Source organism: Niastella soli, from assembly GCF_017742245.1.
Lineage (GTDB): Bacteria > Bacteroidota > Bacteroidia > Chitinophagales > Chitinophagaceae > Niastella > Niastella soli.
Map to the genome: position 1 here is coordinate 1,931,447 of NZ_JAGHKO010000001.1, position 19,630 is coordinate 1,951,076.

27 protein-coding genes are annotated in these 19,630 nt (G+C 39.0%); 13 read left to right on the top strand and 14 right to left on the bottom strand.

Features of this window, described 5'->3' with window-relative positions; genetic code table 11:
- Positions 1-170: 170 nt before the first annotated feature.
- The 9 genes from J7I42_RS08025 to J7I42_RS08065 all read left to right on the top strand — a co-directional run bounded on the left by J7I42_RS08025 (position 171) and on the right by J7I42_RS08065 (position 6,036).
- Positions 171-740 carry a Crp/Fnr family transcriptional regulator gene (locus J7I42_RS08025; protein ID WP_209138254.1) on the top strand — a complete coding sequence of 190 codons (570 nt, stop codon included), beginning with the start codon at positions 171-173 and terminating at the stop codon, positions 738-740.
- Positions 741-855: 115 nt separating this feature from the next.
- On the top strand, positions 856-1,374 hold the full coding sequence (locus J7I42_RS08030; RefSeq protein WP_209138255.1) for a YceI family protein: 519 nt from the start codon (positions 856-858) through the stop codon (positions 1,372-1,374).
- 28 nt (positions 1,375-1,402) lie between these two features.
- Entirely contained in the window at positions 1,403-1,621 is a 219-nt protein-coding gene (locus J7I42_RS08035) for a tautomerase family protein (RefSeq protein ID WP_209138256.1), read from the top strand.
- Positions 1,622-1,626: 5 nt separating this feature from the next.
- The gene (locus J7I42_RS08040; RefSeq protein ID WP_209138257.1) at positions 1,627-2,361 is read left to right on the top strand and encodes an SDR family NAD(P)-dependent oxidoreductase; all 735 of its coding nucleotides are present in this window, start codon (positions 1,627-1,629) and stop codon (positions 2,359-2,361) included.
- A 73-nt stretch (positions 2,362-2,434) separates the two neighbouring features.
- Positions 2,435-2,815, top strand: a complete 381-nt coding sequence (locus tag J7I42_RS08045; RefSeq protein ID WP_209138258.1) for a nuclear transport factor 2 family protein — start codon at positions 2,435-2,437, stop codon at positions 2,813-2,815.
- Positions 2,816-2,824: 9 nt separating this feature from the next.
- On the top strand, positions 2,825-3,913 hold the full coding sequence (locus tag J7I42_RS08050) for an NAD(P)H-dependent flavin oxidoreductase (RefSeq protein WP_209138259.1): 1,089 nt from the start codon (positions 2,825-2,827) through the stop codon (positions 3,911-3,913).
- Positions 3,914-3,923: 10 nt separating this feature from the next.
- Positions 3,924-4,760 carry an SDR family NAD(P)-dependent oxidoreductase gene (locus J7I42_RS08055; protein ID WP_209138260.1) on the top strand — a complete coding sequence of 279 codons (837 nt, stop codon included), beginning with the start codon at positions 3,924-3,926 and terminating at the stop codon, positions 4,758-4,760.
- Positions 4,761-5,187: 427 nt separating this feature from the next.
- Positions 5,188-5,424 (top strand): hypothetical protein, encoded by a 237-nt coding sequence (locus J7I42_RS08060; RefSeq protein WP_209138261.1) that lies wholly within the window; start codon positions 5,188-5,190, stop codon positions 5,422-5,424.
- A gap of 81 nt (positions 5,425-5,505) precedes the next feature.
- Positions 5,506-6,036 carry a hypothetical protein gene (locus J7I42_RS08065; RefSeq protein ID WP_209138262.1) on the top strand — a complete coding sequence of 177 codons (531 nt, stop codon included), beginning with the start codon at positions 5,506-5,508 and terminating at the stop codon, positions 6,034-6,036.
- A 73-nt stretch (positions 6,037-6,109) separates the two neighbouring features.
- On the opposite strand, the gene J7I42_RS08070 is transcribed toward J7I42_RS08065, so the two are convergent.
- The 4 genes from J7I42_RS08070 to J7I42_RS08085 form a co-directional block, all read right to left on the bottom strand.
- Positions 6,110-6,967: a glycosyl hydrolase gene (locus tag J7I42_RS08070; RefSeq protein WP_209138263.1), complete on the bottom strand. Its 858-nt coding sequence runs from the start codon at positions 6,965-6,967 to the stop codon at positions 6,110-6,112.
- Positions 6,968-7,105: 138 nt separating this feature from the next.
- A complete protein-coding gene (locus tag J7I42_RS08075) occupies positions 7,106-7,810 on the bottom strand; it encodes a DUF481 domain-containing protein (protein ID WP_209138264.1) in 705 nt (234 codons plus the stop codon).
- A 66-nt stretch (positions 7,811-7,876) separates the two neighbouring features.
- Positions 7,877-8,617 carry a metallophosphoesterase family protein gene (locus J7I42_RS08080; protein WP_209138265.1) on the bottom strand — a complete coding sequence of 247 codons (741 nt, stop codon included), beginning with the start codon at positions 8,615-8,617 and terminating at the stop codon, positions 7,877-7,879.
- A gap of 2 nt (positions 8,618-8,619) precedes the next feature.
- Positions 8,620-9,366 (bottom strand): nucleotidyltransferase, encoded by a 747-nt coding sequence (locus tag J7I42_RS08085; protein ID WP_209138266.1) that lies wholly within the window; start codon positions 9,364-9,366, stop codon positions 8,620-8,622.
- A gap of 186 nt (positions 9,367-9,552) precedes the next feature.
- Here J7I42_RS08085 and J7I42_RS08090 point away from each other — a divergent pair, with 186 nt between their 5' ends.
- Positions 9,553-10,125 (top strand): GNAT family N-acetyltransferase, encoded by a 573-nt coding sequence (locus J7I42_RS08090; protein WP_209138267.1) that lies wholly within the window; start codon positions 9,553-9,555, stop codon positions 10,123-10,125.
- On the opposite strand, the gene J7I42_RS08095 is transcribed toward J7I42_RS08090, so the two are convergent.
- Together J7I42_RS08095 and J7I42_RS08100 are read right to left on the bottom strand one after the other, a co-directional pair.
- Positions 10,115-10,810, bottom strand: a complete 696-nt coding sequence (locus J7I42_RS08095; RefSeq protein ID WP_209138268.1) for a hypothetical protein — start codon at positions 10,808-10,810, stop codon at positions 10,115-10,117. The genes J7I42_RS08090 and J7I42_RS08095 overlap by 11 nt on opposite strands.
- A gap of 50 nt (positions 10,811-10,860) precedes the next feature.
- Entirely contained in the window at positions 10,861-11,382 is a 522-nt protein-coding gene (locus J7I42_RS08100) for a hypothetical protein (protein WP_209138269.1), read from the bottom strand.
- A gap of 406 nt (positions 11,383-11,788) precedes the next feature.
- On the opposite strand from J7I42_RS08100, the gene J7I42_RS08105 reads away from it, so the two are divergent.
- Entirely contained in the window at positions 11,789-12,721 is a 933-nt protein-coding gene (locus J7I42_RS08105; RefSeq protein WP_209138270.1) for a hypothetical protein, read from the top strand.
- Between the two features lie 319 nt (positions 12,722-13,040).
- On the opposite strand, the gene J7I42_RS08110 is transcribed toward J7I42_RS08105, so the two are convergent.
- The 4 genes from J7I42_RS08110 to J7I42_RS08125 form a co-directional block, all read right to left on the bottom strand.
- Positions 13,041-13,331, bottom strand: a complete 291-nt coding sequence (locus J7I42_RS08110) for a hypothetical protein (RefSeq protein WP_209138271.1) — start codon at positions 13,329-13,331, stop codon at positions 13,041-13,043.
- A gap of 70 nt (positions 13,332-13,401) precedes the next feature.
- Positions 13,402-13,980 carry a hypothetical protein gene (locus J7I42_RS08115; protein WP_209138272.1) on the bottom strand — a complete coding sequence of 193 codons (579 nt, stop codon included), beginning with the start codon at positions 13,978-13,980 and terminating at the stop codon, positions 13,402-13,404.
- Positions 13,981-14,042: 62 nt separating this feature from the next.
- A complete protein-coding gene (locus tag J7I42_RS08120) occupies positions 14,043-14,492 on the bottom strand; it encodes a hypothetical protein (RefSeq protein ID WP_209138273.1) in 450 nt (149 codons plus the stop codon).
- Positions 14,493-14,525: 33 nt separating this feature from the next.
- Complete coding sequence (locus tag J7I42_RS08125; RefSeq protein WP_209138274.1) at positions 14,526-14,879, bottom strand: hypothetical protein; 354 nt, start codon at positions 14,877-14,879, stop codon at positions 14,526-14,528.
- A gap of 184 nt (positions 14,880-15,063) precedes the next feature.
- Between J7I42_RS08125 and J7I42_RS08130 the strand changes: the two genes are divergently transcribed.
- Positions 15,064-15,561: a hypothetical protein gene (locus J7I42_RS08130; RefSeq protein WP_209138275.1), complete on the top strand. Its 498-nt coding sequence runs from the start codon at positions 15,064-15,066 to the stop codon at positions 15,559-15,561.
- A 394-nt stretch (positions 15,562-15,955) separates the two neighbouring features.
- Here J7I42_RS08130 and J7I42_RS08135 read toward each other — a convergent pair whose 3' ends face one another.
- From J7I42_RS08135 to J7I42_RS08145, 3 genes are all read right to left on the bottom strand, one after another.
- Positions 15,956-16,711: a hypothetical protein gene (locus J7I42_RS08135; RefSeq protein WP_209138276.1), complete on the bottom strand. Its 756-nt coding sequence runs from the start codon at positions 16,709-16,711 to the stop codon at positions 15,956-15,958.
- A gap of 346 nt (positions 16,712-17,057) precedes the next feature.
- A complete protein-coding gene (locus J7I42_RS08140; RefSeq protein ID WP_209138277.1) occupies positions 17,058-17,606 on the bottom strand; it encodes a hypothetical protein in 549 nt (182 codons plus the stop codon).
- Positions 17,607-17,696: 90 nt separating this feature from the next.
- Positions 17,697-18,065, bottom strand: a complete 369-nt coding sequence (locus J7I42_RS08145; RefSeq protein WP_209138278.1) for a hypothetical protein — start codon at positions 18,063-18,065, stop codon at positions 17,697-17,699.
- Between the two features lie 215 nt (positions 18,066-18,280).
- On the opposite strand from J7I42_RS08145, the gene J7I42_RS08150 reads away from it, so the two are divergent.
- Positions 18,281-19,201, top strand: a complete 921-nt coding sequence (locus tag J7I42_RS08150; protein ID WP_209138279.1) for a hypothetical protein — start codon at positions 18,281-18,283, stop codon at positions 19,199-19,201.
- Here J7I42_RS08150 and J7I42_RS08155 read toward each other — a convergent pair.
- The gene (locus J7I42_RS08155; protein WP_209138280.1) at positions 19,194-19,418 is read right to left on the bottom strand and encodes a helix-turn-helix domain-containing protein; all 225 of its coding nucleotides are present in this window, start codon (positions 19,416-19,418) and stop codon (positions 19,194-19,196) included. The genes J7I42_RS08150 and J7I42_RS08155 overlap by 8 nt on opposite strands.
- Positions 19,419-19,630: the final 212 nt, after the last annotated feature.

The following is a 19,630-nucleotide window of genomic DNA, read 5'->3' on the forward strand; positions in this document are numbered from 1 at the left end:
TTTTTATTTCTTTGTTTTGTTTCACAAAGATGGCTTATGAACGACCCGGGGAACGTACAAAGATTACAGCAAGCCTTACAAATTTCTAAGATTACTTCGCCCGCCGTTGCTTTAGCGTAGGCGGGCCTTGATTTTAAAGATTGCCTAAAAAATCCCACATTTGTTCCACTATGCAACCAAAACAGATCCTAAGAGAACATGTAGCCAAGATCGCCACCCTTACTGATGAAGAGTTTGACAATTTCTTCAGCCGGTTCGAATTACAATCTTTTAAAAAAGGGCAAACCATTATTGCCGCAGGTGACAGCGTTCGCCGGGAATACTTTGTTTTGAGCGGCTGCCTTAAATCATTTTATATAAATGACGATCTGAAAATGTTCATCCTCCAGTTTGCTATGCCTACCTGGTGGACGTCGGATTTTAATGCCCTTTACTCGGGCGAGAAAGCTACCATCAGTGTGGATTGTATTACAGATGCAGAAGTGCTTAGCCTCACCAATGAAAGCCGGGAGGCTCTGTGCAGGGAGATCCACCAGGCGGAACATTTCTTTCGCTGGCGTACCAATAAGGGATATGTGGCTTCCCAGAAAAGATTATTGAGTATGATGAACAACGACGTAAAGCACCGGTATGAAGAACTGATGGCGCAATATCCGGAGCTTTATCAAATTGTTCCCAAACAATTGATAGCTGCCTACCTGGGAGTTTCAAGAGAAACGCTCAGCCGGCTGCATCATTGATGAAAATGTGATCTACATCACAATGCGCTGGTTTTCATTTGAATGTGATCTACCTCACGCAATCACGCCGCTAAACTGTTGCACCTTTGTGTGGTAATTAAAAACACACAAAGAAATGAAAAATCAGAATTTTGAAATTGCAGTTGCGCAGAGCAACATTGATTGGACAGGTAGAAAAGTAACCGGCGCCCACTGGGGTACCATTGGCGTTAAACAAGGTAAACTTTCTGTTAGTGAAGGTAAACTGACTGGTGGTCAATTCACCATTGACACCGCTTCTATTAAGATCCTGGACGTAACCGATCCCGCTACCAATGCTCAGTTCTATGGCCACCTGGCTTCAGATGACTTTTTTTCAATCGATCAGTACCCCGAAGCGAATTTTGAGATCACTGCTGTAAACAACAACCAGGTTACCGGAAACCTGACCATTAAAGGTATTACCCATTCTATTAGTTTCGATGCCAATGTAAGCATTGCAGGTGATACCCTTACTGCCTCCGGTAAAATAGTGGTTGACCGTACCAAATATGGTATCAAATTCCGTTCAGGCAACTTCTTTACCAACCTGGGCGACACCCTTATCTACAATGATTTCGATTTAAATGTGAACATCACTGCAAAAGCTGCTTAACAGCGGCTTTTGCCTAAAAACTATCTATATGCCATTCGTAAAGATCTTGGTTACCCGTGAAGGCGTTACCCGGGAACAAAAACGACAACTTATTAAAGGTGTGACAGATGTGATCACCAACGTATTGAACAAGGACCCACACCTTACGCATATTGCTATTGAAGAAGTAGACACAGACAATTGGGGCTATGCAGGTGAACAAACATCCATATTACGTGAACAAGGCTTAACTGCCGATAAAAAATAAAGAAGATGAAAAAGCAAACTATCATTATAACAGGCGCCTCTTCGGGAATAGGTAAAGAAGCAGCCAGATATTTTTTGGACAGAGGTGATAATGTGGTGATCAATTCAACCACAAAAGAGAAACTGGAAAAGGCATACCAGGAACTGGGTGCAGGTGCTAACCTGGCCATGGTTGCCGGTGATGTAAGTAAAAAAGCAACAGGCGAAAAGCTGGTGGCAACTGCTGTGGAAAAATTTGGCTCGGCTGATGTGCTGGTGAACAATGCCGGTATTTTTGAAACCAAGCCATTTTTGGAAGTCGATGAGGCTTATCTCGATCGCTTTTTAACAACCAATCTGAAAGGGACTTTCTTCACCACCCAGGCAGTTGTTCCGCAAATGCTTAAACAAAAAGGCGGTGTGGTGATCAATATAGGAACACCGCTTGTATACCACGCGCTAGGTGGCGTTCCTATTACAGCGCCCATGGCGAGCAAAGGAGCTATCCATGCATTGACCTTACAATTGGCCGCTGAATTCGGCAAACAGAATATCCGGGTCAATACAATTGCCCCAGGTACCATTCGTACTCCTATGCATGGCGACAATGCTGATCAAACTGCCGGCATACACCTGGTTAACAGGGTCGGAGAATCGGAAGATGTGGCAGAAATGATCTATACCGTTGCCAAGAGCAATTTCGTTAGCGGTGCTATCATTAACGTAGACGGTGGCTTTGGCGCTGGTCATAATTTGAGTTAATATGGTAACTATCTTATTAATAGCTTTGTTGTCTTGCAGTGGGCAGGGCAACAAAGCACAAAACACTTCAATCATGGAAACCCATCAAACAGATTCAGCAGCAATTGCATATGCATTGGAAGAATATTACTTCAAGGGAATTTATGAAGGCGATGTAAATCTGTTAAACAAGATCTTTCACCCCGGTACCCTGCTTTTTGGTGATGTAAAAGGACAGCCTTATGCCAAAACACTGGAGGTGTATCTTGACGGAGTTAAGAATCGTCAAAGCCCCAAGGATTCAGGTAAACCATTTAAAGGGACCGTCTTGAATATTAGAGTGGTTAACACTATAGCTGTTGCAGAAGTAAACGTTAAAATGTACGATTTCGATTATCACGAATTTCTTTCCTTCCATCGGATCGATGGAAAATGGTACATCGTAAATAAAATGATCAGCGATACAAACAAATAAAGTAAGGTCATGTGGTACAATACAAAAGCAACGGAAATACTCGGTATCGATTACCCGATCCTGCAGGGGCCCTTCGGTGGTAACCTGTCATCAGTTGAGTTGGTGGCCACTGTATCCAATGCCGGAGGACTGGGTGGTTATGGTGCCTATACGCTGAGCCCACAGGAAATATATGATATCGACAAACAGATCAAAGCAGCTACTAATAAGCCTTATAATCTAAACTTGTGGGTATCTGATACCGATGCCATCAATGGCAGTATTACCGATGAACAGTATACGCAGGCTGCTACATTATTTAAACCCTATTTCGAAGAAGCTGGTATCCCATTACCCCCCAAACCAGCGCCATTTGCTTCCCGGTTCGAGAACCAGTTGCAGGTTGTACTTGACATCCGGCCCAAAGTGTTTAGCTTTATGTTTGGCACATTGCCCCCAAGTGTGTTAGAGCAATTCCGTAAACTCGATATCGTAACAGTAGGTGCAGCAACAACCCTCGATGAAGCAATAGCGTTGGAACAAACCGGTGTAGATATGATCATCGCTTCCGGTTTTGAAGCAGGTGGCCACCGGCCCTCTTTCATGGCTGCTGCAGAAGCCTCTACCACCGGTACCTTTGTGCTGGTGCAATTGATAAAAGAGAAAGTAAAAACACCCATCATTGCCGCAGGTGGTATTGCCAATGGCCGGGGTGTTGCAGCAGCATTAACATTGGGTGCTGATGCCGCCCAGATAGGTACGGCCTTCCTGGCCACTGAAGAATCGAATGCCCTTCCTATCCATAAAGAAATGCTGTTTTCCAATGCCGCTAAATATACGACCCTGTCACGCGCATTCACCGGCAGACTTGGCCGTGGAATTACCAGCAGAATAGCTAAAGAAGTATCCGGTAAAGAAAATCAATTCCTCCCATTCCCTTTGCAAACTACATTCATGTCATCACTTAGAAAGGCAGCCCTCGAAAAACAGAAATGGGACATGATCTTATTTTGGGGCGGACAAATTGCTCCGGTACTAAAACACAGAAAAGCAAAACAGTTAATGGATTCGTTGATCGAAGAAACAACTGCCTATTTTAATGATGTAAAAACACATTAAAACAAATTGTATGAACACCTCAAAAGTTTGGTATGTTACCGGTGCCTCACAAGGCCTCGGCCTTATTCTGGTGAAAAAACTACTGGCTGGCGGTTACCGGGTTGCCGCTACATCGCGCAACGTACAAAAGTTAAAAGAAGCAGTAGGCGTGATCGATGCTGATCGGTTCCTGCCCCTGGTAGTTGATATTAATAACCTGGATTGTATTGACGAATCTGTTCAGCAAACCCTGGCTACCTTTGGTAGTATCGATGTGGTGGTGAACAATGCAGGTTATGGGATGTCGGGGACAGTAGAAGAAATTGAAGAGCAGGAGCTCAGGCACATTTTTGATGTGAATGTTTTTGCAGCCATCAATGTCGTAAAGAAAATATTACCTGTGATGCGTAAACAACGCTCAGGGTACATTATAAATATTGGGTCGGTGGCCGGTTTTGTGGGAGCCCCTGGCTGGGCCATTTACAGCGCAACCAAGGCCGCATTGGCTGCTTTTTCAGAAGTACTTGCTTTGGACCTGAAAGAATTTGGGATCAAAGTTACAGTGGTGGAACCATCGGGTTTTCGCACTGGTTTTCTCACCCCTAATTCACTTGCCTATACAGAAAGTAAAATAGACGGTTACCACGCTGTTAAAGACACGGCAAAACGCTATCTGGCTGGTAATGGCATTCAGCCTGGCGACCCTGATAGGGCATCGGAAATACTAATTGAAATGGCCGAAAGTAAACAGCCCCCATTGCATTTGTATTTGGGACAGGATGCCTACAACCGGGCGTCGAACAAACTAACAACGATGACCGAAGAGTTAGCGGCCTGGAAATCGGTAACTGTTTCTGCAGATTTTTGATTTTTGCGCTACACACCCTAATCAGCTAAAAAAAGTAGCCCTGGAATCAGGTTTAAATAACAAAGGGATTAATAAACATACATAAAAGTAAAAGCCTGCACAAAAGTGATGCAGGTTTTTTATTGCCCTTATCTGCAGGTTTTTTTACCAATGGAATAGGAGAAAAAGACTTTAGGTGTTTTCCGTAGTGGCAAAAAAAATATGCGTATTTGACGGGTGATGTTAAACTTCAGGCAAAAAGGCAGGTTTTATTAGGAAAATGCAAACAAGCTGCCAGGTTGCCTAATTGTGGGTTTTACATAATGCATTAATTATCATTTATATGAGTTGCTGCATAAATGTGACTAAAAATTCTTTCTTTAGTAAGGGTAAGAGTTTTTAATCTTTCCAATGAAGAATGTATTTTAGCGACCTCAAAAAACAAACTATGGCCAAAGAAACCATTGTAAAGGAAAATCCAGTGACTGACGCATTAAAAAAGCTGAAAGAAGAAGAAATGGAGTTAATGGCTAAATTAAAGCCACTTCAGGAAGCTATCGGTGCCCTTGAAAAAATTCTTGACAAGTCTTCTAAAAAGGCTGCTAAGCCTTCAAAAGAAGCTTCTAGCGAAGCTGCTGCTGAAGAAACTGCACCAGAAGCAACAGAGGAAGAAGCTACCGCGTAATAAGCGAAACAAAGCTTACATCTCTGAGCCAGACCCGCATAAGATCAAGTCTTATGCGGGTTTTTTTATAACTTGTATGCTATGATCAGAAACTTGCAATTGTATTTTCTGCTTTCAATTTTAGCAGGTTGTACCATTTCCTCAAAGAACTTTCCTGAACCGGATAAATTGAAACGGGAGATAATCAATAATATAACCATTCCTGATCAAATCGGCGACACCATTATTTATGAGTCGTACATAGGTGTTTGTGGTAATTCGAGTGAGGATGAAATGAATAGATTGTATATCCCCAGTCTGGATGAGTCGCCTTATCTGGATCTTTTAAAAACGCGTATGAACAAGACCATCCTTTGTACACGTGATCGTAAATATAATTTACTGGATAAGTCACCCAAAGAAAGGATGGCGCTTGCAAGTGTTTGGAATGACCTTTCAAAGGATAAGGTCACATTAACTTTGACGGGAGATGCTGTTAATAATAATTCCGTAACAATACATGAGAGCTACGATTATAGCCAGAAAGCTGTGGTTATAGAAAAACTGTTTACCTATGAGTTGAATAATTGGAAATGTAAGCTTCTACACAGATTTGAATTTGCAAAAAATTGATCTATTCTTATTAATTATACAAAAGCCTCCCGATGCATCGGGAGGCTTTGATCATTTGTACAAACAGGAACGATTATTTTGCAATGGCCGTATTAGGTTGATAGTTGGCGTACCACTTACCCAGATCCGTTAGGTTTCCGTTGGCGTCTATTAAAGCAGAAGACCACATCTGCGGGCTCTTGGGGTCCCCTGAGAACCAGGAATAACGTTTTACATAATCCAGCGCCTCCAGTCTGGGAAGTATACTTTGCATAAAGGCCAGTACCTGTTCAGGTTTGTATGGGTTAGCTGCCATTGTTTGAGCATTCCAGTCGGCCGGAGCGAATTCAGTGATCCAAATAGGAAGTTTGTATTTATTATACACCTCTTTCAATGTGTTGAGGTAAACGCTCGTGTCGAGATTGGCATACATATGCACACAAATAAAGTCAACGCGTTTACCCTGTGCTTTGGCAGAATCAAGGAAATCGTAGTTCCATTTAGCGCTAGGCCAGTCGGCTGCGGGACTACCCAAGGGTAAACCAAGGCTTTCCAGTTGTGGCCACAGTTTCAGTGCCTGTGATACGGACATTACGGCCTGCCCGGGGTTGTTAGGTTCATTAAAGCCCAGTACATATTTTATTTTGCCATCGTCTTTCAGCTTTTTTACAGCCGCGATATTAGTGGTATTTACGTCATTCGCCCCCCAGAACATGGGAACAAATTCACAATTTTGAGGAGAACCATCGTGCAGTTCCTTACCCCAGGTATAATACCAGAAAGGTTTCAGGGCCAGCACATCGGCGTTCCAGGTGCCATACTGCATGTAGGTGGAGAAATCTGCACCCTTTTTACCAGAACCTGCAGGATTGTCTGATGAATCGGAGTCTTTTTTACAGGCGCCCAGGGATAATACCAATGCCAGGGCAGGGATTAAATAATAGCGGGTCATTCTTGAATTGGATTTTACAAACTAACGGATTAAAATAAATTATTGTTGGCCGTTAGCAGCAATATTGGTGCCACCTTTAAATGGCATTTTAACGATCACCCATATGTAATAATTATTTCATGTATGATGAGTAGTCTATTAAAAGAATTTCTCCATACTCAACCCATAGCTCAAAAATAGATTCTCGGTAGCAGTAACATTCTGTCTGTTGTAATTAAAAGAAGTGGTAAAGTTGAGCCATTTATACAGCTTGATGGAGAAGTTGGCCCTAAGTTTTAGAATATAATCATCACCATCAGAAAGGGACGCCTGGTAAAAGTTGATGCCATCGAAGCGGAATATTTCTTTTATTATGAACCGGTATTTCAGTCGTAGTGAATTACGAACCGTTTGATAACTGGTTTGTCCTTCCTGATCGGGTATGCTCAGATCAGTGGTTTCGAATAAAACCCCATCGCTTATTTCCAGATTTGCATTATTTGTATTAACAAAAGTATACCCTACACCAGCACCAGCCTGAAAGCGGTTATCAAGTTTTAAGGAGAAACTTTTTTCATAGCTGGTAAGTGCCCAGTAATAAAACTTTTGTACGCCCTTTAATATATCGAGGTTAAGTATGGCAAGCAGATCATCATTTGTTTTTGTAGACGGGTTCTTGCCATAAATATAGCTTGCCAGGCTGTTGATGGAAAACTTCTTTTTGCTTACCTGAAACTGAAAAGCATTATTAAGCAGGTAAGTTGAGCCTGCCGTATTTGTTCTGTTTAAATTACCAGTACCTGAAAAATTAGCGTAGTAATGAACGGTATCACTGAATTGGGAGAACCCTGCCAAATGCGTCATGCAAAGGCATATTGTTATCAGTAAAGTACACTTCAACGTTTTGGTCATGGTCAAAGATACAAGTGATCATAGTTCATATAAAAAATAAGGACGCTCATAACCGGAATTTTTTAGCACATGTCGTGCAACATTAAACACCTTTACTTTCCCGCCAATACTTCCTTCCAGGGCGCCTACATGCGCATGGCCATGAAAAACTACTTCAACATTGCGTCGCGATAATGGTTCTGCCAATCGTGAGGAACCTAAAAACGGATAGATCTGTTCAGGTTCACCCTTAACAGTTTCTTTTATGGGTGAATAGTGAAGCAAGGCTATTTTTTTTATGTTGGCATGTTCCTGGTCCAGGCGGGCAAGGGCCCGGTCAAGGTGCAAGGCTTCTTCAACAGCTTCCTGTACAAAAGATTTCATGGCGCCTTCACCAAACATCGACAGCATGTGATTGTCAAAGCCACCGCCAAAACCTTTCACCCCCGCAAAGCCTACTCCGGCAATTACTATCGCCTCACCATCCAGAATATGTACGTTGGGATGGTTTTGTACGATCTGCCTGATCAGTTTATGACGGCTCTTTTCATGGTCGTGATTACCGAGCACACCAACAACTGGAATAGAGCAGGATTTTAGTTCTTCAACGAGAATATGAGCTTCCGATTCATCGCCTGTGTCTGTGAGGTCGCCACAGATGGCAAGTACATCTGCGTTTTTAGAAACGTCATTAAAAAAATCCAACCATTTGCCTTTATCCGTATCACGAATATGAAGATCGCCAACTGCAGCAATGCGTGTTTTGTTTTCACCAGTCATAATCAAATTGTTTTAATGGTACACGTTTTATAACCCCATTCTCTTATGTCGATCTCATATTGACTTTGATCTATTACCGGGCCCCTGCACACTTTTTCCATGGGAGCAGGCAGCTCGTATTGTTCAGCTGCCTTTCTTAGCAATTCATCAAAAAGCCATTTCGGAATGATTGCATGAAATTCCGATGGATATACGAATTGAAAGGAGAGGATTTGACTCAATAGAAGATGCCAGTGCAGGTCCATTTTACGGGCGAGCCTTTTCCAGTCTAAATTTTTTCCCTGTTTCAATAATATATGATTGATATCCGCGCCATCGAATCGTTCCCGGTTCTGAACATAAATTTTACACAATACTAATTCTTCCGGGGATAGCATTTTAACGGGAAAGCCCATAAAATCCGCCGGGTGCGCACGTTGTAGCCATTCATCATCTATATGGCAAACGCCATTAGGGGTATCAAAAAGGATATCGATATAAAAGTCATCTTTAAATATCTTGGCAAGCCAGCGAATATCTGTGAGCTCGGTTTGGTAACCCTTTGAAGCAAAATATTTCAGGATTTTTGGGTATTCGCTTGCTGGGCAGAATACATCCAGGTCCTTTGTGTTCCTGAAAATGCCGGTATGGTGAAAGATGGCAAAAGCGCCGCCAAGCATATATTGGGCACCGCTTTCTTCCAACAATTGCAGGGCTTCCCGGTAAAATGCCATTGCTTCTTTGTTTTCCTGTTCTCTTACTGTTGTCATATAATATTTTTTAGCAAAATTGCTGCCCGCCCTCTAGCAGGTTTGTTCCCCGTATTGGGGAAAGCGGGGCCGCCTCGAAAGTTTGACCGTCGAAAAATTTAGGGTTTTCTTTTCTTTCAGAACGTTATATTAGCATAACAACGCACCCGAACGCCTGATCGAAATTCAACCAAACATGCTCACTGTTTGAAACAGACTTTAGCTATGAAATTAGAAACAGAAAGATTAGTAATAAGAGATTTCAATAACAGCGATGGGGAAGCACTGCACGTATTGTATATGATGCCTGAAACCATTAAATACAATCCAAGTGGTTATCCTGAAAATGAGGAAGCAAGTAAAAAGATGGTTGCTGGTTGGTCAGCTCAGCCCTGGAATGTTTCAAGAGAGAAATATACTGCAGCAATAGTTACAAAGGCTGACTTAAATTTTGTGGGTGTTATTTCCCTTGATTTAGGTGATCACAAATACCGGAAGGGCGAGATCTGGTATAAGCTCCTTCCTAAGTATTGGGGGCAGGGGTTGGCCACGGAGGCAACTAAGGCAATGCTCTCTTTTGGTTTTGAGCAACTGCAATTACATAGAATTGAATGCGGTTGCAGCATTCATAATGTAGCCTCTTATAAGATAATGGAAAAGGTGGGCATGACAAGAGAAGGGATAAAAAGAAAAGTTTTGCCACTCGATAAAGAGTGGCATGATGCTTATCTGTATGCTATTTTAGAAGATGAATATTTTTCCGGGGCCTTTAAAATTTAAGATTTATAAAAGGAATTGTTCTTTTCCCTATTCTGTTTAAAAGCCCGATTTGAACAAGCTTACCATCCTGGCATCGGTTGAGGAGGCCGATCTGCAGGCCTTTTCCTCTTGTGGTTTTGTTGCGAATGCCCGCGATCAATACACCTTTAAAGCTATAATGACGGTTGAAAAGTCCAGCAACGGAAAGCCCGTTCATTTTTGTAGCACTGTTCATTAAGGCTGTAATATTTATGCCGTTACAGGTGACCATGGGGGTATAAGAACCCACTAGCAAGCCATTATATTTTCCGTTTGACGTGTTGCTATCGAGGTAGAAATGCCTGTTGTTTAGATCTTTCTCAACAGTACCCCCGGAATTGGGAATAGTAAAAGCTAATAAATAGATCGCAAGGAAAGGATCGATCGGCGAAGCGGATATGGAAACCCCATTGATATTAAGTGTTTGTTCAGGATACCAGGTAATAGGCATAAGCCCGATTGCAAGCCCGTTAATAGTGGTGTTCTTTGCTACCGGCGTTGTAAAAATAATGTTTCTTATTCGTGAAGCCGATGTGTCTTTTGCTACAGGTTTGAATGCAACTAGCTGACCATTTCCCTGGTAGGGGTTTAGGAGTTGAAACAGAAGCAAGCAGGTTACGGATATATGCAATCGGTTAGTTAGAGGAGTGCGAATCGGTTTTTTCATGTCGCTAAAGATTTTATTGAAACTGTATTCAGGGTTAATGGCATTCTTCTTTATTCAGTTAACTCAACTACTTTCCAATGCTTTTTGTATTTACGGTGCCATTGTGTTGCATCGTTGTGTATTTCCTGTACAAAACTTGTATAGCATAGGTCTGGTACAGACAGATAATCGATTTGTAAAGACCGCTTTTTGTCAGCGTGCATAGGGATCAATAAATTGAACTCTATGAGATGATAGGGAAGAATAATTTCTGCATTATAGTTATCATTGGGACCCTCATAGATGTATAGGGTATCTCTGGCATCATATGTTAAATTGTACATTTCTGGAGACCCATTCGTATTAAACAGTGCCAATGGATGCGGGGTCTCATCAAATAAGAAGAAATGAGTACAATGCAGAATACAAATGGGACTGGTTGAAGCATTCAAAGCGATTACCTTATATAATAAATATCCAGGTTTTTCGCTGTTAGCTTTTGTTGCCTTGACTATCAAGCTATCTTTTGCCTGTGAAAACGCTACGCAACTTATCTGGATGAGTAATATGGTTATTGCTGCTTTTATTTTCATTTTACTTAGGTTATTGCAAGACAAGGATAATTATGTATGAATTAAAAATAATAGGTATTTATTTCGCATAGGGCAGTTCGTTAAATTGATTATAATAGAGCGTATAGATATTCAATTTATTGTAATTGAATTGTTAAGGTATTTAAAAGTGATCTTGTCAAATAGTAAGGCACGCAAACAGAAAGCCCGTACAAAATCAAGATTTTATATGGGCTTTCTGTTTAACGGCATCAAATTATTTTATGCTTTCAATATCCTTGCTTTTGAGTAGAAGGTCTTGTCCTACGATGTAAGAACCGCTAATTAGAAATATTTTTAATGTTTCAGTTAACTGGATTTAATTAGGATATATGGAATTGACAATTTTGGAGCTATCTTGTTACCATAATTAATTGCTAGTTGATTTATGCCAGGCCTTGATTTAACCAATTTGTTTGAAGAGAGGGCAAAATTGCCCAAACCAACCAATGAAAATCTGCGGAAATTATTTGAAGGTATTGATCGCATATTGATAAAAGATGATGGGGTGTATGAAGAGAAAGCGATATCAGACAAGGTTATTCTGGAAATTACAGGACCGGGTCTTGTGAACCGATTTTCAGACTTGCTGGAAATCGATGAATCTTTAACTGGTTTTTATTGTTTGTGTCTTGGCAGTTATGCCATTGAATTGTTCGCGAATGGGCAGCTACGAGCTACCATAGGATTTCATCACGGTAGATCTATCCGCTACGATAAGTGGAATAGCGATGTTGCCCTTATGCAAAACGAAAACCTTTTGTCATTTTTAGCACAGTTGGGCCTGACTGGCCCCCAGGAAGAATACCAGGAAGATCAGCGAAGAGCAGAGGCGAGTAACATTGCACAAAGTGAATGGCTGGCCATTGCTCCCAAATGCTTTACCAAATTCCAGGAAGAGATTCAAGACATAAATCTTAATACAGTAGATTATCTTGGTGAATTAATAGCTGAGCTAGATAAGGAGATTCCTGAGAAAGATAAACGTGTAATAGCCTTGCTACAGACCTATGGAAAAACTAGTAACTTCTGGACGGCTTACCCCATTTATGAAGAAGCTCCTGCCAACGTTTTGAATACGTATAATCCAAGAGACATTCTAGATATTTATGAAAGGTCTGATAGAAATTACAAAACAAGGCGGGGGTTGGGGCGATATATATGTTCTTTTAACTTCCGAAAAATTAGGAAAAAGTATTTGAAGGATATAAGTGATGACGTTATAAACGATCTGGAGAAATGTTTCACTGCTATTGGCGAAGAAAAGGGAATCTATGAGATCAATCGTTTACGAAAAGATAAGAACAAAAAAAATAGCTAATAAGAATCAGGTTACCATAAATAGATATGAGAGTACAGTGTAAGAATTGTTTAAAAAATGAAGTGGTAGAGATCCCGGATTTCACTCAGTCTGATAAGAATGGCTTATTGGAATTATATCGCAAATCACCTCTTCATATGGTAAAGGGTCTCATGGTGAATTATAAGGTTAGTCATAGAGATGCCAAATATATAGTAACCCATATTAGTTCGGAGTATGGTCATTGTAAACGGTGCAGCTTTGACAGTCTTGACGGAGAATATATTAAATGTCCTAAGTGCGGGGCGTTAAATTTTAACTGGAAAATTGAGGATCAAACTTAAATTGATCGATTTGAATAAATCGCCTTCCAGGTTTTCAAATCAACAGCAGTTTCTTCGTGCACATCGTCCATAACTATCCAACAGCCACATTTGTCGGCCAAAGATTGCAGTTGATGAATTTCACCTTGTGTAATTATATGGCGGCCATACTCCCTTTTCCCACTATGTAAGGCTGTCCATAAATCAAACTCCAGGTCTATCAACCAGCCAGCACAATAGCCAGCTTCAGAAATCTGACTCATTAGGTCATGTAAAGCCCGTTGATCTTCATTTAAATCTGCTAACATGTTCCGAAAATATGAAAAAAGCGAGATCCTATACCCGCCAAAAACAGAGTTGGGATACATACCGATATGGTTACCCATTTCTTGTAAAAAGAAAGTCTTGTCCCATGATATAAGATCCGCTAACTAGAAATAATTTTAGTGTTTCACCGGAAGTGGGAATGTAACCGCTAACTAGTGATGTATCGATTCCATACTTATTTAGACATTTCTCATATTTTGACAACAATCTTTCTGGCCCTTTACATAATAAACCATGAGAAGCTCGAAGTAACGTATAAAGTTGTTCACTTGAACGCTGATACTTGCCGAACAGATCAAAGTCTATTTTATTTATCTCAGAAACCACTCTGTATACATCTTTACCTGAGCCATTGAAATATAATTCACTTTGAACGTCAGAATACTGCCATAATAAAGGATGGTCATCCGTTATAAGGATTGTAGAATCTTCGACAACAGATGAAAACGAAACCTTACTTGCCCTATGCCCAATTACTTCAAGCGTCCAATTTTGTGGTTCTTTTCCATGTTCATATACGGTTAAACTCAAAATGGGGATTTCACCAGAAAAATCCGCCTTTGTAATTAAAAGGTGGATGTCTTCTTCATCATGATTATCTAATAAATATTGTATTTCTATTGGTACCAAGATTATTAAATTTTATATCGTTACCCTTAATCAGAATGATCCTGTAAGCCCAGATGATTTATTCATCCAGGATCTGTTAAATATCCCAATATTCCACCTGTTCTGTGCATACTAACCTGAATTTCCTGTTTTGATACAGAAGGAAAAATGTTCTCGACTATTTCCTGAATGGTAGACTCAATTAGTTCTACGTCATTGCCCGTTTTCATGACATATGTTGAAGACTTTCCCTCCAATCTATGATCGAATTTATCGAGCGCCTTATTTGTAGACATAAGAGCTTCTAACTTCTTCCCGCCAGGTGTTAAATAAGTAAATGTTATGAGTATGACCAGTTCAGAAGTCATATTACTGGGAATAACTATTTTTTGTGCTTCTGATATGACAAACCAGCCTTTAAAAGGAGCCGGCTCAGTATTGAAATTTATGCTTATGAATTGAATTGATTCTTTATCTTCAGTTTCTAAGAATTCATTGACAAGATGCTTTAGAGATAATAAATAATAGTCCATTGTTTCGGATTGTAAAGTTGAAAACGTTCTTAGTTAGATATCCAGCAATTCAGCATCATTGAATTCTATAAATCGACTGCCTTCATTTGTCTCGATTTCAACCTTGTATTTAGAGCTTACGGTTACCCCATCGGCAAATGTGTAGGTGTGCTTAGGCGAATTTAGCAGCTTAATGTCCATGATAGAAGGTAGTCCCTCAAAAGGAATTTCCTTTTTAATGTAAACGATTGCGTCTATAAATCGAAGTATTTTTTTTTCAAACACATAATTTTTCCAGTCAACCGGATATCTAAGCAGAAAGTCCAGCGTCTGGTTTTTGGTATCTTCTTTTACTTCCAGGGTGGTCGAATCGTGGAAAGATAAATGTTCGAAAAGAGAAAAACTCATGGTGGGTTAGTTATGATGCCCAATATACATATTAATAAAGAAGACTTATAATTCACCAGGCTTTCCTTAATTTTAAATAAAACAGACGTATAGATTTGAGTGTGTTGCACCTCGTTAAGTCACCTGTTCGTGATTATAGGATGAAAGATAGATTGAACGACATCAGAAAACCAGGACGCTGCTCATGAAAAAAATTAAAGATACATCCCCGGATAAAGTACACGGTAAATTGGTAAAATATAGAAAGGGCGATTGCTTAAGCGTTCTTTGTGGTGGCAAATACTTAGCTGTTCTTATTTCAAGAAAATTCAACAAGTATTATGACTTGACGCTTCTTGAATATTATAAGGATACAAAGCCCGGATTAGACGATTTTGAAAACGGGAAATTATTTGGCACACGTTTCGGTTCATGGAAAAACCTGACCTATGCTGTAAATGTGAGGATGATTAGTTGTAAGTATATTGATGAGAATATTAACATAGAACTGGTAGGTTCAATGATGCTCATTCCAACAGTAGAGCTTGATGGATATTCTTACTTAAATAATGCTGATGAATTACTTGAATATTATTTGGAAGAATTGCCAATTAGAATTGAAAAAAGCAAGAATGCAGAGAAATTTCCAGATTTAGCTTTTGTGAGCAAGCATTTAATTGACACAAAACATATAATCGAATAGCTGCTACTCAGGGATTATATACTTCGACCTGAATATATTTCCTTCCAGGTTTTCAAATCAACTGTAGTTTCTTCGTGCCAATCGTCGTAAACTACCCAGCAACCGCATTGGTTTGCTAGGGCCGAAATCTCATTCAACAGAACTCAATCCAAGTCAAAGGCTGTCCCCCAAAAACAAAAAACCCGTACAAAATCAATATTTTATACGGGTAATTAAACTTTCGTTACTACAATCTGAACTTAGAGAGTGGTCTCGTCCAGACTATTTGTAACGCGAATACCCGCACGTAATCAATGATTTATACCGGTGGCTCGGGGGACTTACCTCGATGGTCACCTTGAAAAATGCAGTAAATAGGAGAACTTGAGGAGATCGAAGGTAGATAATATTTTATCTACTTAATTGCATAATGCTTTATTACATCGTAAATTAATGCAAGGAGAAGAGGAACTACAATTGTTACTAGGATTAAATTTATGGTCTTCCTCTTTTCCCGAGGGATTTGTAAATAGTTAGATCCAGTCTGTAATTCTACTAATGGATACATTTCCTGAAGATAATTGATTAAAGAACTGCCGCCCCATAGGGTTAAAATCGATATCACTAAAAAGATAATAGTAGCCAAGTTATCATTATATTTTTGGATTGGATAATGAAATAAGCGGAAATACAGGACCATGATTAAAATGCCGACAACAACAACACTTACATTAATTAAATTACTAGTTTTAGGTTGGAATTCCGTAAGAGATATGATTTCATTAATTCGGGTTGTAACTCCATTTACCCACGTTGGGTCATCACCACTTACTAAAACATAATTACCATTGTTTTTATCGTCATTTACATGTTGTAGTTGAATTTCAATATTTTTAGAGTTATCAATCAAATTAAAGCGCATATTAACTTGCGAAATGACTTTTTGTTCAATAAGCTCTTTCTCTTCAAAAATTGAAATTGTTTGGCTTTCATATGATGAGTCATCGGCTGCGTCAACACTATACAGGAAATAGCAACTAGTTTCCCTATTGTTTTGAATTTCAAGTTTTACTTCATTATCAACAATCGTTGCCAATCTTCTAATAACTTCTGGAGTTATTCTTTTATATTCAATTGAGATTTTTCTTTTTTCTCTTATCAGATTACGCATATGCTTTGGTTAGGGTATATATTAAGTAATTATAAAAACAGAAAATTTAAAGCGCTTATAAAATAGTTATAAAAAGTAAATTAGCCAAATGGTATCTTATAAGAACTCAACATAAGTGAGATATATTGCTTTGTTCGTCAAAAACATATGAATTATGTGAAATGCAATTCTATTGTTTTTGTATTATATCAAACCCCGCAAGAAGCGGTAAAGCCAGTAAACCTACATTATTCAACTTTTTGATTATTGCTTACTTCTTAATTTACTTTACAACGATTCACACAACTTTCCGTAATTTCAGTTATAAAAATGTGAAGTATGGATTTAAGTGTGTTGTACTCCGTGGCTAAAATTCTTTCGTCCATTCTATATAATTAATTATATCGTTATTCAAATATACTTCAACCGCTATTTCACTATTATGATCTAGAATCATTATTATTGGATTTTTCCCTTTATGACTTTCGTACCATTTATCAGTTATTAATTTGTGGATTTCTGGTATAATAATTTTAGATGATTCCAATCTTCTAGGGTACGAAATTAATAGTGGTTTCCCTTTTTCTTTTTTTGATTTCCAAAGTTCAATTCGGTTCGAATCACTCCAATATTCATATGCTATATAATCAAATTCTTCTCTCATTCTTGTTGCAGCGGCGAATAGTGGTTCGGGAGTTTTCAACATACTCGGGTTAAGATCGCCAAACATACCTAGATTTATATAATCTGACAGGTTTGTATTTTCACTAGGACTAATTCGGATAGTAGCATTGAAGAAATCGATTTCTTTTACCGGGAAGTATCCTGGCTGCTTTTTATGTTCAATACGTTTATTAGTACAGGAAGTAGATAAGAAAGAAGTTAAAGCGAATAAGGCGATTATATGGGGTCTCATTTATCGTCGATAATTTATTAATTGTAAAAATTTGCAACTGATCCCTGTAAGTGAGCTTTTATGGTTTCTTTCTGTGGTAGGTTAATGGCGCTACCCTAACGGAAATCTTTTTTGATAATTTTCTATGTCTTTACTTATTTCTTTTTGTTCTTCTTCTGAGTACATTTTTTTAAGGTAATTACTAAATACCTCTTCTTTTAGAACATTAGATAACGCTACAATCACTTTTCTATCAGTTCTTTCATTACTCTGAAAATATTTTAATTTTTCCTTCTTAGTCATGACCTTCATTTCTTTATCAATAAGCTCGAAATAGTATTCACGGAAATAAGAGAAAGAACCTGCAAAATTGCCGTCATAAAATGACATGGCCTGAAGCATCTTATCTATTTGTGAGAAGTAGTTAATGGTGTAAGTTGTTATAGTAAGTTGTAGTCTTTTATTTTTTTTGAATAGCATTATTCTGGATTTAAGCGTTTGAGATATTAGGTATGTATTCTAATGTATAATATTTTAATGCAAATGCGATTCGAATATTTCAATATATGAAAAAAGATTGATAGGAGGAAATTAGCGTAATCCTATTCAAACTTTGAATATGTAGTATATGTTTTAATATTTCTTTACCTCCAGTCACACAACTTTCCGTAAATTCAATATCAAAACTGTGAAGTATGGATTTAAGTGTGTTGCACCCCGTGAAATCACCGGATCGGGATTACGCCATGAAGGATAAATTGAACCGCATAACCAGCCCGTTAGGGTGCCGGTTCCTGGAATGGTCAGGATGGTATAGCCAAGACATTTCTCAGCGTTTATTAGGCCACTATAGGCTATACCAGCTCTTTAAAACTAAAAACACGGCCGATACTCAACTTTCTTTATCATTGGTGTACATCGCACATTACCGTGCGCTACACCATATTAAATATGGCTTTTCCTGCATAATAGCTGTTTTGTACTATATTTTTACCCTGGGGGAGCGATACCCTCCATTGTCAGTGGAAGAATTAAATAAACAGCTAATCAATCACAGTCATTCTATATTGCAGGAGTTTTTAACCGCCACTGAGATTGATTTTGAAAAAGCACTATCCAATGCAGTTGATCAAATTAACGGTGCCGGGAATAATGTAATCCCGGAAATAACCTTTGTTCATAATCACCTGGAACATAACGTTTACAACAATACTTGCCATTATTTTACTGAATATAACAGCACTGCTCTTTCCGGCACAAATGAGTTGAAGGGAAAGCAAACAGGGGTGCTTTCAAAAAAGCAACTTCTGATCCTTTTCGATCTACTTGCCGAAAAAGGGAAGATAGAATGGATCGATTATTGGAAACCTAACAAATTGGAGTCTGCGGCTGAGCTGTTTCATGCTGTTAATGGCAAGAGTAAAAGTAGTTGGGAGGAAGAACTTGACAATTATAAGGATAAAGGCATTTATTATTATAGGGATGAGGGTCAATTGAAGGAACTGATAAAGAATCTTATTAATTTATCAGAGATAGCACGAAAGTCAAAATTATGGACCTTGGCAAAAGTAGTTGATAAAAAAATAAGAGAGTTGGAGAGCAGATCGGTCATTTAATCGCAAATTCATTCAACTCCACATTTAAAGCCTCCGCTAATTTCAAAAGGGTTGTATATGAGGGGTTGGAATCACCCGCTTCTAATTTCTGTATATAACTAACGGACAAATCTGCGGCATATGCGAAGTTCCTATAGCTTAACTTTTTTGCCTTTCTAAGCTTTTCGAGTTTCTTTCCGAATTCCTTTAATATTTTATCTTCCTGGCTATCGTTCATGCAGGAAAGTTGTACTAAATCTTAAAAATTATTGTACATCTATAGAGGTACGATGAATAATAATTCCTATCTTTACAAGAAATAAATACCGACTTTTTATTGTAAGAGCATTAATTTGCAGTTCATAACATAATGAATTGCAACGCAATAGCCTTGGTCCCCGAAACGACCAATTCCAAGACCACAAGGCAACGGCGAGGCTCACGGCATAG